The sequence below is a fragment of the Pseudomonas sp. PAMC25584 genome (genome assembly GCF_058135675.1).
Genome location: NZ_CM176870.1, coordinates 1,856,007 through 1,870,116, shown reverse-complemented (window position 1 = coordinate 1,870,116; position 14,110 = coordinate 1,856,007). Strand labels below are relative to the sequence as shown.

Sequence of the window (14,110 nt, the reverse complement as noted above, 5' to 3'; positions counted from 1 at the left end):
AGGAACACTCTCGATGCGATATCCATTGCGCACCGGCATGACACTTAGCGTCATACTGCTTTTGTTCCTCGCATTCAACTTGGTATGGGCAGTCAAATTTCCCGATCTACGCCAGGATTTTTCTCAACAAAAAACCAACACATTGTCACCCGAGGTAGTGCACTTACTCACCACACTGGAAAGCCCACTGGACTTCTACTATTTCAATTCAAGCCTACCGGCACAAAAAAGCAGCATCCTGAAACACTATGCTAAACGCGTTGAAGAAAAACTGAGGGCTTTCGAACACGCAGCAAACGGCAGGATCAATCTGCACATTATCGATCCTGCTCCCTTTTCAGAGGATGCCTACAAAGCAGGATTATATGGACTACGCGATCAACCGGGATTCTTCGGTCTTATCGGCACGCGGGAGGGCCAAGCCGCACAACGCATCGAATCGTTCAACCCAGAGAACGAACCGTTGCTGGAGTATGAAATCAGCCACCTGATCACCCAGTTGCTGCATCCCGAGCCTGCGGTCATTGGACTGTTATCCGGGTTACCGGCAGACGCGTCCATCGAACCGTTGGTGCTGGAATTGCACCGACATTTCGACCTACTGGAGTTGGAGCCGACTGCAGATCATGTCCCCTCGCGGATCAAAACCCTGATGCTCATAAACCCCCGCGAGCTGCCGGAGAAAACGCTGTACGCGATTGACCAATTCGTCCTGAACGGCGGCAAACTGCTGATGTTTATCGACCCCCTCGGTAAAGGCGACTCAAAGGCAACACCCTCGGCGACCAGACTAGACGGGTTACTCGCCGGCTGGGGGGTCAGCATGCCGAGCAATAAGGTACTGGTCGACCGCACCTATGCCCCATCGGAACATCAACCGGCCACCTTCACCCTGCCACGCCAAGCGATGAATACCGATGATGTCAGCACCTGGAAGCTGGACACGGTGACCGTGTCGAACAGCGGCGCCCTGTTCTCCCTGGATAAAAGCCGGGCCACCTTCACGCCACTGCTGCGCAGTTCCAGACAGTCGTTACTGCTGGATTCAAGCGCCGTAGACAGCGCGTTCCCCACGCGTGGCGAGCGTCATGTGATCGCTGCCCGACTCGAAGGGCCAGCCTATTCAGCGTTTGCTGACGGATTTGGCGGGCAGCCGCCGGGGCGGCAGAAGGCGACGCAGATCCAAGTGGTAGTGGTGGCCGATACGGATATGTTGAGCGAGCCACCCAGCGGTTCCGCGCAAAACGCTAACAAACTGTTTGTAGTAAACACTCTGGATAACCTCGCAGCACCGCAGGCCCTTGCGAATATTCGCCCGCGTGCAGTGGCGGGCCACTCATTGAACCTGCTGGAGAAGCGCCGCGAGGCTGCCGAGCGCGCCTACCAGGATCAGGCCACCGAGCTGGAACGGCGCCTGGTACAAACGGAAAAGGAATGGCAGCGCCTCAACCCTGAGGGCACGACCCTGGGCACCGAGGCTGTCGATACCAACACCCAGTTGCAAGCGCTCAACAAAGAGCGCCTGCGTTTACCGATGGAACTGCATGCGCTGAAAAACGCCCTTCACGCGCCGGTGCAGCGCCTGGAGCGCAACATAAAACTGCTGGTGATTGTGCCGTTGCCGGCACTGCTGGGCCTGATTGCCTGGGGGCTATTTCAATGGCGTCGCCGTCGTTGTCCGGTGCCACCGTCGGCGTTCTATTGAGGGCTCAGCGCCGCGCGATCAAGCCTTGCCGGGCAATGCGCGTCAGTTGATGAATCACCTCGGCAGCATCTCTGGCGCTGGGCGCCTGGATCACCGCAAGGTCAAAGCTGTTGCTGGCAAAGCGCCCCAGGGAATCGCCATCTTCGACAAACTGGATCAGGAACGCCGAAGGCCGCCCGCCACGCCGCGGCCAACCATCCAGGTAACGCAACAGCGTCGGCTGGTGCTTGCCGCCGAGGAGAATTCTTGGATTGCGTTGATTCAGGTCCGCAGTGATCGGGGCCAGGCGTATGAGGGGGTGTGGTGCATTCATCGTGTCGTGTCTCTGCCTCAAAAGTCTGCGGGCAGGTGAGAGGCAACACCGAACCAGCGCTTTAGCGGTATTTCGAAGCCTGCGTCTTCAGTCAGAGCTGGCTTCTGTCGGGCTGCATCGAGTCCCAGTGGCGCCCCGCAATTAGCTGTTTAAATCGGCGCATAACCAACATCCTAGAGAAGCCGATGGGGCGGTGTCAAGAATCCCGCGCAACGAAAAGGCCCGCGCATGGCGGGCCTTCTCCAGGGGATACAGGGCGATCAGTTGGCGATGGCGCGGTCGGCAGACAGTTTGCCAGCACCTTCGAACAGGACGGCCAGGGAGCCGCCGAGCAAGGCCAGGGCGAACTCATAACCGTTGTTCGCCATGAACAGACCGTTATGGATATGCACCGAGAAGATCGCCACCAGCGACAGAAAAGTCAGGCCCAATGCCGCAGGGCGCGCCAGCAGACCGATGATCAGGGCCAGGCCGGCGAAGAACTCGGTACCGCCCGACAACAAGGCCATCAAGGTGCCCGGCGCCAGGCCAATGCTTTCCATCCACTGCGCGGTGCCCGCCAGGCCGTAGCCGCCAAACCAGCCAAAGAGTTTTTGCGAACCGTGGGCGGCGAAGATGATACCGACAACAATGCGCAGAACGGTCAGGCCATAGCCGGCGCGGGTGGACAGGATGCTTTTGATCAGTGGGCTCATGGTGATAATCCTTTTCAAAGTAGGGGTTGGTTGGCCGCTATATTAATCAGTTTATACAATGATAAAAGCCGAAAAATCGCCTGATTAATATCAATAAAATCGATCACTTGCGTGAGGCGATTTTCGGCTCCAACGCCGAAGGCTCCAGGGAGTCCCGTTCCCGATCAAACGCCAGGTAGTACTTATTGACGCTATTCACATAGCTGACGGCGCTCATCCCCACCTGCTCCATGGCAATGCGCTCCACCTGGAAGAACCACTGATTGGGATTAAGCCCACGGCGCTTGGCTTCAGTACGCATGCCTTGCACGCGTTCCGGCCCCATGTTGTAGGCGGCCAGCACGAAAGCCATGCGCTCGCGCTCGTTGAGCTTGGGGCTGGCGAAAAACTTGCGGCGGATCATCGACAGGTAACGCGCGCTCGCCTGCACATTGCTGTCGAGATTCTCGATATTGTTCACGCCCACCCGCTGCGCGGCCGAAGGTGTGATCTGCATCAGGCCGGTCGGCCCACCGCTGCTGCGCGTACCTGGGTCGAGGGCGGACTCTTTGAAGGCCAGCGCAGCGAGGTTCAACCAATCCATGCCTTGCTCGCGCGCATGTTTTTGCAGGACCGGACGCAGTTTCTCGAGGCGCTGGCGGTCGATGCGGGCCAGCGGGTTGCGCACTTGGTAAAGGCGTCGATAAATGCGCTGAAACGCCACGTCCTGGTCGGAGGGCGTGCGGTAGGTCTTGAGAAAGCGATCAATACTTGCCCGCAGCATCGCGGCGTCCTGCCGCACGAACCAGTACTCTTCGCCCGGCTCATTGATCGCCACCTGTTTGTCGAAGCGCAGTTTGGGCAGGATCTTCGACCAACGTTCAGCGATGGGCTTCTCGACAATGGTCAGGTGAAAGATGCCGGCCTGGACCATCTCCAGCACATCCTCCACCGCCAGGCTCGGGTCGACCCATTCCACCTTTATTGGCGGCTGCTTGTGCAGGGCCAGCTTCTGGTTGACCTGATTGATCGCATCCGCCGCCGCGCTGCCGGTGGTCAGCGCCAGGGTGCGCCCGGATAGCTGCTCCAACTTGGTAAACCGCCGCTCACCCTTGACCCCCACCAGCCATAACGGCACGCCACTGGCGATCGGGTCGCTCGCGCTGATCTTGTGCGCGGCCTTTACTTCCAGCAATTCTCCGGGAGCCACCAAGTCGCCTTCGCCACGCGCCAGCGCGCCGAGCAGTTGCCCCTTGGCCTTGGGGATGATCTTGAGATTGATGTTCTGGCCATCGCGGGCTTGGTCGTTGAGGTACTGCTCGAACGCACGCAGGCGATGGTATTCGACACCAATGGCCTGGCCCTGAATTTCACCGGAACTGTTGCGGCTCTGGTTGACCAGTACGCGCAGGGTACGACTGGAGCGAATCTCGGCCAGGTCGCGGACCTTGCTCGGCTTGGTCACTTCCAGCGGCCCGTCCAGCCGCGCGACCGCCGCCATGGGCAGCAATAACGTCAGGCACAACATAAGTAACGCCGAGGGTCGGATCATCCGCTCTCCGGAAAGAATACTGGCCAGCACCTTCGCGAAAAACGAGGGACTGGAGGTCAGAAACAGAGCGCTTTATGCGCTGACAAAGCACGCAACGGCGGCACCAGGGCAGGCGATAGACCCACCACAATGTCGCTTGCGACGTTCAAAGACAGCTATAACTCGTTGTAGTTCTAGGTTTTTCTTATAAATCTACAGCTCTGATATGCTTTCCGTCCGCAGGCGGAGATAGCACCATGCAACTCATTGATATCGGCGTCAACCTGACAAACCCAAGTTTCGACGAGAAGCACCAGGCCGTTCTCGAGCGCGCCTATGCCGCCGGCGTGCAACAATTGGTGCTCACCGGCACCCGTGTCGACGGCAGCGAACAGGCCCTGCAATTGTGCGAAAAACTCGATGAAAGCGGCCAACGGCTGTTCTGCACCGCCGGCATCCACCCCCACTCCGCCAGCGACTGGAACGGCGACAGCGCCCAACGCTTACGCGGTTTGCTCAACGACAGCCGCGTGCGTGCAGTGGGCGAATGCGGGCTGGATTTCAACCGCGATTTTTCCCCGCGCCCGCAGCAGGAAAAAGTCCTCGAAGAACACCTGGCCCTGGCCGTCGAACTGAAACTGCCGGTATTTCTCCACGAACGCGACGCCAACCAGCGCCTGCTGGAGATCCTCAAGGATTACCGTGATCACTTGTCCGCCGCCGTGGTGCATTGCTTCACGGGCGAGCAGCAGGCGCTGTTCAGCTACCTCGACCTTGACTTGCACATCGGCATCACCGGTTGGATCTGCGACGAGCGCCGTGGGACGCACCTGCATCCACTGGTCAGGGAAATTCCTCGGGGCCGCCTGATGTTGGAAAGCGATGCGCCTTACCTACTGCCGCGCACCCTGCGGCCCAAGCCGAAAAACGGCCGCAATGAACCGGCCTACCTGCCGGAGGTGCTGCGCGAAGTTGCCCTGCACCGCAACGAAAGCCTGGAAGACCTGGCCCAACACAGCACCGCCTGCGCCCGCGCCTTTTTCGGGCTGCCCATCGTGGTTTGATGCGACGCATTGACCCATATCAAAGTGACTTTTCTGAGTAACGGCACAATAATGGCACCTTGCCAATGCTGTTTCCGCGATCAGAGAAAACCTTCCATGGGTGCCTGGCTTAGCAATATCTCGCTGAAGTACAAATTCTGGGCCGTCAATGCGGTCGCTTTTATCACCACGCTGCTGTTGGTGTTATACGCCGTGCATCTCGAACAGCAGTCGCGCAGCCAGGCGTCCCAGACCTCTGCACAAGCTCAGGCGCGCTTGCTCAGCGCCTGGCCGACCGACAAGGCGTTGCCCAAGGGTGAGGCTTGGCTGACGTTTGCCCGTGGTCAAGTCCCACAGTTGGCCGATCTAGATCTGTCAGACCTGAGCAGTGCCAGCGGCTGGGTCGAACTCAATCACCTGCCATTGTTCGGCGAAAACCCGTTGATGGGCGCTGAAGTGGTCGCCCGCGCCGACGGGCAACAGATCGCAGTGCTCGCTTACGCGCCAAGCCTGAGCCAGGTGTTCAGTGAACGCTTCACCCACTACGCCGTAGCGGTGCTGATCCTGATGCTGGCAATGCTCTGCGCGTCGCAGTTGCTGATCCGCTTCCTGCTCAGCCAACTCAACACCCTCAAGGACGTGATGCTGCATGTCGAGAAAACCGGCGACCTGTCGGCGCGTGTCCCACTGGCCTGCAAAGATGAAGTCGGCCAGATGGCCAGCGCGTTCAACGCCATGCAAGCCGGCTACCAGCGGGTGGTCAACACCGTGGCCCGCACCGCCAAGCAGTTGGATGAAGGCGCCGCACGGCTGGCCAGCAGCATGAACGAGGTGCAGCACGGCATGCTCGGCCAGCAAAGCGAAACCGACCAGGCCGCCACTGCCATCAACGAGATGACGGCCACTGTCTACCACATCGCCCAGCACGCCGGCGCCACTCGCGATTTGTCCCAGACCGCCGACACCCTCGCCGGCAGCGGCCGCGAAGTGGTAGACCGGGTGCAACGTTCGATCGCCGGGCTGTCCAGCGGCGTGCAACAGACCGCCGAAATGATCCAGAAACTGGCCGAAGACAGCCAGAAAATCAACAGTGTGGTCAGCGTGATCCACAGCATCGCCGAACAGACCAACTTACTCGCGCTTAACGCCGCCATCGAGGCCGCCCGCGCCGGGGAAATGGGCCGCGGTTTCGCGGTGGTCGCCGACGAAGTGCGCAACCTGGCCAAGCGCGTGCAAACCTCCACCGACGAAATCACCCACATGGTCTCGGCGCTGCAAGCCGGCACCCGCGATGCGGTGGACTTCATGCAGGAAAGCTCGTTCAAGGCCGACGACTGCGTGCAACAAGCCCAGGAAGCGGGCGCCGCACTGGCGGAAATCACCGGCGCCGTGGCGCAGATGCGCGAAAGCAACACCCAGATCGCCGTCGCCGCCGAGCAACAGAGCCATGTCGCCGAAGAGATGAACCGCGCAGTCGTGAGTATTCGTGATGTGACCGAAAACACCGTGCAACAAACTGTCGATTCCGCAACCACCAGCAATGAACTGGCCACGTTGGCCGGGGAGCTAAGCAAAGCGATCGGGCAGTTGAAGCTATAAGCAATACAAGGCGAGGCTATGACCCCCATAGCCAGCCTTGATTCGCCGCGCCACCCTACCCGACCTAAACTCTGTTCAAGTTGTTTCAACGGACAGAGGATTCACCATCATGGGCAAACGTCATCCCAATCTCCCCGCCTGGCAATGGCGTCAGTACCCGCAAAACCACCAGCACCCGACCAACCTGGCGTTGCACATGATCGCGGTGCCGCTGTTTATCATCGGGTTTCTGTTGGTCGTTTCCGGGGTGTTCAGCCTGAGCCTGGCCAGTTTGGCCGTGGGCGTTGTCGGTATCCTGGCCGGCCTTGCGCTGCAGCGGCATGGCCACAACCTGGAAGCCCAGGCCAGTGAACCCTTCAGTGATAGCAAAGATGCGGTCCAACGCCTGGTGGTCGAGCAGTTCGTGACCTTCCCGCGCTTTGTGTTGAGCGGTGGCTGGTGGCGCGCCTGGCGTAAGCGCCACCAGCACTGAGGGTCAGGCGAAGACCACCACGGTCTGGCGGCTGATGGCGATCAACTCGCCGGCCGGGCTCCATAGCGCGGCGACGGCATGGCCGTAGCCGTCGCGGGCGTGTTCGATGGTGACGTGGTACTGGCACCAGTCAAGTGTGCTCAGGTCTTGCAGCGGCTGGATAAACTCGATGGTCCAGGTCAGCGTGCTGCCCGGCGCGGGCTTTCTAAGGTGCGGCAGCACGGCCGGCGGCCAGGCATCCACCAGGGCGAGGATGTGCGACTCGGTCAGCGGCTCTTCTTTCACATCGCCGCGCAACCGCACCCAACCGCCCATGTCGCGGGAGGTGTTGCCGGTAAACGGCAAGCCGCCGACACTCCAGCGCATCGCCAGGTGCCGCATGAACTCCGGGGTGACGCCCTGGATGTAAGGCAGCTCCTGGCATTCCTCCCAGTGTTTGAAGGTCGGCGGCGGTTCGCTCGCCACCACGACTTGCGACTCACGGGAGGCACCGAAACTGGCCTGGACCAGGGTCGCCACTTCGCCGTTCTGCACCACCCGGCCAAGCAATTGACTGACGGCCTTGCCTTCGCGCAACACTTCGACTTGGTAACTGGCGGGCACACCCGGTGCTACCGGGCCGACGAAGGTGATTGCCAACGAGCGCAAAGGCCGGTCGGCGGGGACTTGGGCACGCAGCGCCTCGTATTGCAATGCGGCCACCAGGCCACCAAAGCTCGCGCGGCCCTGTGCCCATTCGGCGGGGATGGTGACCGCCTGAGGGTGGCTACGGGCGGCGTCGAGCAAATCACTAAAGCGCATGGCGACCTCACATCAAAAAGACCAGAGGTGCGATCTTAACCAGCGTGCCCGCCAGGTACAGCGCCTATTCCGGCCAAAAACCGGACCGGTTCAGAAACAATCCTCGCTGAGTTTGTCCAGCACCCGATCCGCCTCGCCTTCGGCCTGGGCCATGGTGCGACGCCATACCGTGACACACGGCTGCAGATCGGCTTGATGTTCAGCCTGGACCAGCCACTGCCAGCAATCATGCCAATCGCCCAGGGCGCCTTGGGCTTCTTTCAAGCGCGACATGGCCTTGGCCGGGAGTTTGTCCAGCTCGGGGTAGGCTTCGGCGGCGTAGCGCACGCGCTTGATCAACAAACGCAGACGATGGCGATCGTGGCTTGGGTCCTGCAGGGCGTCATCGAGTTTGCGCCATTGCTTGACCAGGCGTTTCTCGATACGCAGGCGCAGGCCCTTGAGCAATTTCTGGTGTTGCGACGCACGGATAAAACGCGGGAATGCATCGAGGATTTGCAGCAGGTGGGCCAATTCCGGGCCCTGCGCGACGTGGCGATAGGCATCGGGTTGCAGACGCAGGCGACGGTCGGCGGCGGCAGGGTGACCATGCTGGAGCAGATACGCGGCCAGCACTTCACGATCACGCAACGGCGTGGTCAATTGGCCGACGGTGCGGGCGGCCAATTCGAGTTGTTCGACGCCCGGCAACCCGCGCAAAGGCCGCAATAGGCTGCGCAGGCGCCGCACGGTGGTGCGCAAATCATGCAGGGCCTCATCGTCGGTGACGGCGGCGAGCCGAGCCTGGCAGCTCAGTAACCCAACTTCCAGGCCGATGACCTGAGCGACTAACTGATCTACCAAAGCTGACATGCTTTACTCCACTGACGACGAATAATCCCTGCATCACTCAAGACCTGTGACGCAGCCTCATTGCACTCGGCAACGGCTACGAATCAGCGGCCGGCGCGAGACTCACGAATATAGAAACGCGCCTTTTCGGCTTTGTTGGCACAGCCTTCAAAGGCTTCGAATTGCTGCTGGGTCTTGGCGCCGGTCAGCAGGGACAAGGCCTTGGAGTAGCTCACGGTACCGGCAAAGCCTTCGGCCTTGGCCAAGTCCAGTTCTTTCCACGCGGCGTCCAGTTGGCTGCCGCAGCTGTCGCGATAGGCGCTTTTCCCGGCACAACCGGCCAGAGCCAACATGATCACAGGCACACACATCCAGGCTTTCATCGATGACACCTCAAAATAAAGAAAAACAGTCGGATTCTGTAGACGTTGCCTACAAAGAAAAGTGCCTTGTCCACTACCTGAAATCAGAAGCGCCTATTGCCAGAGCATACCCGAGCGCGGCCGTTATTCTGGAAAAATATTGCGCGGTTGCGCGAAGATTGAAGCCGCCCCCTCATTGGGTGCATTGTGGGCGCCTGCTTAACGAAGGACATCGACCATGAAGAAGCGTGTTGCCTTGGTGCTGGGCTCCGGTGGAGCTAGGGGCTACGCCCATATCGGGGTGATCGAGGAAATCGAACGGCGCGGCTACGACATCGCCTGTATCGCCGGCTGTTCCATGGGCGCGGTGGTGGGCGGAATCTACGCCGCCGGTAAACTCGACGAGTATCGGAACTGGATCGAAAGCCTGGATTACCTCGACGTATTACGCCTGGTCGATGTGAGCTTTCGCCTGGGTGCGATTCGCGGTGAGAAGGTCTTCGGGCAGATCCGCAAGATCGTCGGCGAAATCAACATCGAAGAGCTGCGCATCCCCTACACCGCCGTGGCCACCGACCTCACCAACCAGCAGGAAATCTGGTTCCAGGAAGGCTGCCTGCACCAGGCCATGCGCGCCTCGGCGGCGATTCCGAGCCTGTTCACCCCGGTGATGCAAGGCAACCGCATGCTGGTGGACGGCGGCCTGCTCAACCCGCTGCCGATCGTGCCGGTGGTGTCGAGCCATTGCGACTTGATCATTGCGGTCAACCTCAACGCGACCAACCAGAAGCACTATCACTTGCCGGTGATCCAGCGTCCGCCGGCGTTCAAGAGCCGCTTCAACAGCTTGGCGAAGTCGCTGGGTTCGCACTTGCCGTTTCGCCGCAAACAGGCCGAGCAGTTGATGAAGCTCGAACAGGAAGCCTTGCAGGCCCACGCGGCCGAGATCAACCCGTGGCTGGAGTCGGCCGAACCCGAAGCCCAACAACCCGCCGCCGCACCGGAAACCGCCGGGGCGCCGAAGTCAGCGACCGGTTCGTTCATCATCGATAACGTCGGCCCGGCATCGTTGCTGGACCTGATCAACCAGAGCTTCGAGGTGATGCAGACATCGCTGGCGCAGTACAAGATCGCCGGCTACCCGCCGGACGTCCTGATCAACGTGCCGAAGCGGGTGTGCCGGTTTTTCGAGTTCTACAAGGCGCCAGAATTGATCGCCCTGGGGCGCGAGATTGCCAGTGATACGTTGGATCGGTATGAAAGTGAGCAGCACTGAGATTGGCGGTGCGACGATTCGACTTGCCCCCGATGAGGCCCTGACAGCCAACGAAAATCCATCAGGCCTTAAGCCCCCAACAACCGATACCCCACCCCCGCCTCGGTCACGATAAAACGCGGCTGGGTCGGATCATCCGCCAGCTTCTGGCGCAGGTGGCCCACCACGATGCGCAGGTAGTGGCTGTCCTCGGTATGGGTCGGCCCCCAGATATCCTTGAGCAATTGCTGCTGGGTAATCACCCGCCCCGGATGACGCGCCAATTGCGCCAGCACCGCGTACTCCTTGCGGGTCAGCGCCACTTCGATGCCGTCCAGCAGCACCCGGCGATACGCCAGGTCGACTGTCAGCGGGCCGAAACACAGCGCCGCTTCCTGGGCCTCCCCCGCTGGCGCCTGGCGCAGCAAGGCGCGCACGCGGGCGAGAAACTCCTGGATGCCAAAGGGTTTGGTGACGTAATCGTTCGCCCCCCCATCCAGCGCTTCGACCTTCTGCACCTCGCTGGCGCGCACCGACAGCACCAGCACCGGCACCGTCGACCACTCACGAAACTCGCGCAGCACCTGCTGGCCGTCCATGTCCGGCAGGCCGAGGTCGAGTACCAGCAGATCCGGCTTGCTCAAGGCGGCCTGGGCCAGGCCTTCGTTGCCGCTGCCGGCCTCGATCACTTTGTAGCCCTGGGAGGCCAGGCTGATGCGCAGGAATTTGCGGATCTGCGGTTCGTCGTCAATGACCAAAATCGTCGCGGTCTGGCTCATGGTGTCCAATCAAAATCCATAAAAAAAAGAGAGTAGCTCACGCCTCGCGTTCCAGGCCAGGCTGTGTCGGCAACGGCAGGAACAGCGTGATGCAGGTGCCCCGCCCGCCAATCCCATCGGCGACGCTGATATGCCCGCCATGGGCGCCGACCATGCCCTGGCAGATCGCCAAGCCAAGGCCAGTGCCCTGCCCGCCGCGGTCACCACGGGCAGCGGTGTAGAACATATCGAAAATCTTCGCGCGCTCGTCTTCAGGAATTCCCGGCCCCTCATCGGCCACGGCGAAGAACAATTGGTTATCCAGCACCCCGGCGCTCACTTGCAAATGGCCTTGGGCCGGCGAGAATCGGGCGGCGTTTTCCAGCACGTTGACCAGCGCCTGCTCGATCAACGCGGCATGCACATACAGCAACGGCAATTCAGGCGGTACATCGATGCTCACTTGCAGCGGCGCCAGCACCGCACGTAAGCGGCCGAGGGCGCTGCCGACGATATCACCGGGCGAGACCCAGTCCCGCGCCAGCTTCAACGCGCCGTGGCCCAGGCGTGTCATGTCCAACAGGTTCTGGATATAGCGATCGAGGCGCTCGGCTTCGTCGCGGGTGCCTTCGAGCAGTTCGCGGCGATCCTCTAGCGGAATGGCTTCGCCGAGCGCCAGCAGGCTGTCGATACTGCCGCGCATGGACGTCAACGGCGTGCGCAAATCGTGGGACACCGACGCGAGCAAGGCACTGCGCAGTTGCTCGGTCTCGCCGTGCAGGCGCGCGGACTCCAGCTCCTGCGCCAATTGTGCGCGGGCCAACGCCTGGGCCAGCGGCTGGCTCAAGGCGATCAGCAAGCGACGGCGCTGGCCGCTCAGCTCCTGGCCCGGTTTCGCACTGACACCGAGCAACCCCAGCGGGCCCTCTTCGCTCGACAGCGGCCACCACCACCAGCCCCCAAACGGCAACGTGCCGGTGCCCTTGCCTGCCGGCTGATCGTGCTGCCAGGCCCAGTCGGCGGCGGCGCGTTCGGCTTCGGTGAAGGTCAGCGGTCCGCCGGTCTCGACTTTCCAGCCGCCGTGGCCATCGCGGTTGACTAGGCACAGGTCGAGGTCGCTCCAACCTTCCAGGTGATGCGCCGCCGCGCTGATCACCGCCTGGCGATCGGTGGCAGCGGTGAGCTTGCGCGACAGGTCGAGCAGCTCGCTGGTTTCTTCCTGGGTGTCACGCAACGCCTGCAACTGCCGACGCTGGCGTGCGGCGAGGTTGCCGGTGAGTGCCGCCATCAGCAGAAAAAACAACAGGGTCAGCACGTCTTCTTCACGCTGGATGGCGAAGGAGAATTTTGGCGGAATAAACAGGAAGTCATACGTCAGAAACGACAGCGCCGCGCACACCAGGGACGGCCCCAGACTACTGCGCACCGCCACCAGCAATACCGCCGCGAGAAATACCAGCGAGATATTCGGCAACGGCAACACGCTGGCGACCGCCCAGGCCACCGCCGCCGCAATCACGGTCGCCACCACCGCCAGCGCATAGTCGAACCACACCAGCCCGCGTACATCCGGCAGGCGCGGCGGTGCAGGCACGTCGTCGCTGTCGAGGATGTTGATTTCCAGGCCGCGTGCATTGCGCAACAGGCGCTCGGCCACGCCACCACCGAACAGCCGACGTCGCCAGTTCATCCGCGACTGCCCGACCAACACGAGGCTGGCGCGGCGCTCAGCGGCATGCTGGATCAGTGTCTTGGTCACCTCCCCCGCGCGCAGCAGCACCACTTCACCGCCGAGGCGTTCGGCCAGTTGCTGGGCGTTTTGCAGGCGCAGGCGCGCTTGTTCATCGCGCACGCGACCGTTATCGATATGCACCAGGCTCCACGGCAGGTGGCGTCGCTGCGCCACGCGGCTGGCATGGCGCACCAGGCGTTCGGCTTGCGCATCGCCGTCGACGCCGACCAGCAAGCGACCGCGCACCGCCGGCGCGGCCTGGCCGAGTTGGCGATAGCCCTGAGCCAAGTCATCGTCGACGTGGGCGGCGGCGGTCTGCATCGCCAGCTCGCGCAGGGCCGTCAGATTAGTCTGGGTGAAAAACGCATCGATGGCGGCGCGGGCCTGTTCCGGCACGTACACCTTGCCGTCGCGCAAACGCTCCAGCAGCTCGCGGGACGGCAGGTCGATCAGCAGCAGCTCATCGGCCTCCTGCAGCACCCAATCCGGCAGGGTTTCGCGCACCAGCACGCCGGTGATGCCACGCACCTGATCGTTGAGGCTTTCCAGGTGCTGGACGTTGACCGTGGTGAACACGTTGATGCCGGCGGCGAGCAGTTCCTGAATATCCTGCCAGCGCTTTTCATGGCGGCTGCCAGGCGCGTTGCTGTGGGCCAGTTCGTCCACCAGCACCAGTTGCGGCTTGGCGCCGAGCAGGCCGTCGAGGTCCATTTCTTCGAGCATCACGCCACGGTATTCACTGCGCAGCAACGGTTGCTGCGGCAAGCCGCTGAGCAACGCTTCGGTCTCCGCGCGGCCGTGGGTTTCGACCACACCGGCGAGCAACCTGACGCCCTGGCGCAACTGGGTATGGGCAGCCTGGAGCATGGCGTAGGTCTTGCCTACGCCGGGGGCGGCGCCAAGGAAGACTTTGAGCCGGCCACGGCCGTCCCGGGGCAGATCGGCTAACAGGGCATCGGCACGGCCGGAGTCGCTCATGCGCGGGGGTTCCTTCAGGGGTTTATAAAGTCGCAGGCAGATTCACTGAAGATCAA

The 14,110-nt window shown here is 61.6% G+C and carries 13 protein-coding genes; 5 read left to right on the top strand and 8 right to left on the bottom strand.

Annotated elements, in window-relative coordinates; genetic code table 11:
• Positions 1-13 precede the first annotated feature (13 nt).
• Positions 14-1,705 (top strand): Gldg family protein, encoded by a 1,692-nt coding sequence (locus ACS5Q8_RS08660; RefSeq protein WP_276197164.1) that lies wholly within the window; start codon positions 14-16, stop codon positions 1,703-1,705.
• A 4-nt stretch (positions 1,706-1,709) separates the two neighbouring features.
• Here ACS5Q8_RS08660 and ACS5Q8_RS08655 read toward each other — a convergent pair whose 3' ends face one another.
• The 3 genes from ACS5Q8_RS08655 to ACS5Q8_RS08645 form a co-directional block, all read right to left on the bottom strand.
• Entirely contained in the window at positions 1,710-2,018 is a 309-nt protein-coding gene (locus ACS5Q8_RS08655; protein ID WP_276197163.1) for a class I SAM-dependent methyltransferase, read from the bottom strand.
• Positions 2,019-2,278: 260 nt separating this feature from the next.
• Positions 2,279-2,713 (bottom strand): DoxX family protein, encoded by a 435-nt coding sequence (locus ACS5Q8_RS08650; protein WP_276197162.1) that lies wholly within the window; start codon positions 2,711-2,713, stop codon positions 2,279-2,281.
• Between the two features lie 103 nt (positions 2,714-2,816).
• On the bottom strand, positions 2,817-4,244 hold the full coding sequence (locus ACS5Q8_RS08645) for an MltF family protein (protein ID WP_276197161.1): 1,428 nt from the start codon (positions 4,242-4,244) through the stop codon (positions 2,817-2,819).
• Positions 4,245-4,480: 236 nt separating this feature from the next.
• Here ACS5Q8_RS08645 and ACS5Q8_RS08640 point away from each other — a divergent pair, with 236 nt between their 5' ends.
• The 3 genes from ACS5Q8_RS08640 (at position 4,481) to ACS5Q8_RS08630 (ending at position 7,337) form a co-directional block, all read left to right on the top strand.
• Positions 4,481-5,287: a TatD family hydrolase gene (locus ACS5Q8_RS08640; RefSeq protein WP_276197160.1), complete on the top strand. Its 807-nt coding sequence runs from the start codon at positions 4,481-4,483 to the stop codon at positions 5,285-5,287.
• A gap of 96 nt (positions 5,288-5,383) precedes the next feature.
• On the top strand, positions 5,384-6,865 hold the full coding sequence (locus ACS5Q8_RS08635) for a methyl-accepting chemotaxis protein (protein ID WP_276197159.1): 1,482 nt from the start codon (positions 5,384-5,386) through the stop codon (positions 6,863-6,865).
• 109 nt (positions 6,866-6,974) lie between these two features.
• Positions 6,975-7,337, top strand: coding sequence for an Mpo1-like protein (locus ACS5Q8_RS08630; RefSeq protein ID WP_443694764.1), 363 nt, complete (start codon positions 6,975-6,977; stop codon positions 7,335-7,337).
• A gap of 3 nt (positions 7,338-7,340) precedes the next feature.
• Here the strand turns inward: ACS5Q8_RS08630 and ACS5Q8_RS08625 are convergent, their stop codons facing one another.
• From ACS5Q8_RS08625 to ACS5Q8_RS08615, 3 genes are all read right to left on the bottom strand, one after another.
• Entirely contained in the window at positions 7,341-8,138 is a 798-nt protein-coding gene (locus tag ACS5Q8_RS08625; RefSeq protein ID WP_443694762.1) for an acyl-CoA thioesterase, read from the bottom strand.
• A 90-nt stretch (positions 8,139-8,228) separates the two neighbouring features.
• Positions 8,229-8,990 carry a CHAD domain-containing protein gene (locus ACS5Q8_RS08620; RefSeq protein WP_443694761.1) on the bottom strand — a complete coding sequence of 254 codons (762 nt, stop codon included), beginning with the start codon at positions 8,988-8,990 and terminating at the stop codon, positions 8,229-8,231.
• Between the two features lie 83 nt (positions 8,991-9,073).
• Complete coding sequence (locus ACS5Q8_RS08615) at positions 9,074-9,352, bottom strand: hypothetical protein (RefSeq protein WP_177033358.1); 279 nt, start codon at positions 9,350-9,352, stop codon at positions 9,074-9,076.
• A gap of 217 nt (positions 9,353-9,569) precedes the next feature.
• Between ACS5Q8_RS08615 and ACS5Q8_RS08610 the strand changes: the two genes are divergently transcribed.
• The gene (locus tag ACS5Q8_RS08610; protein WP_177033360.1) at positions 9,570-10,607 is read left to right on the top strand and encodes a patatin-like phospholipase family protein; all 1,038 of its coding nucleotides are present in this window, start codon (positions 9,570-9,572) and stop codon (positions 10,605-10,607) included.
• Positions 10,608-10,675: 68 nt separating this feature from the next.
• Here the strand turns inward: ACS5Q8_RS08610 and ACS5Q8_RS08605 are convergent, their stop codons facing one another.
• Together ACS5Q8_RS08605 and ACS5Q8_RS08600 are read right to left on the bottom strand one after the other, a co-directional pair.
• The gene (locus ACS5Q8_RS08605; RefSeq protein ID WP_276197156.1) at positions 10,676-11,365 is read right to left on the bottom strand and encodes a response regulator; all 690 of its coding nucleotides are present in this window, start codon (positions 11,363-11,365) and stop codon (positions 10,676-10,678) included.
• A 37-nt stretch (positions 11,366-11,402) separates the two neighbouring features.
• Positions 11,403-14,054 carry a DUF4118 domain-containing protein gene (locus ACS5Q8_RS08600; protein ID WP_465160077.1) on the bottom strand — a complete coding sequence of 884 codons (2,652 nt, stop codon included), beginning with the start codon at positions 14,052-14,054 and terminating at the stop codon, positions 11,403-11,405.
• Positions 14,055-14,110: the final 56 nt, after the last annotated feature.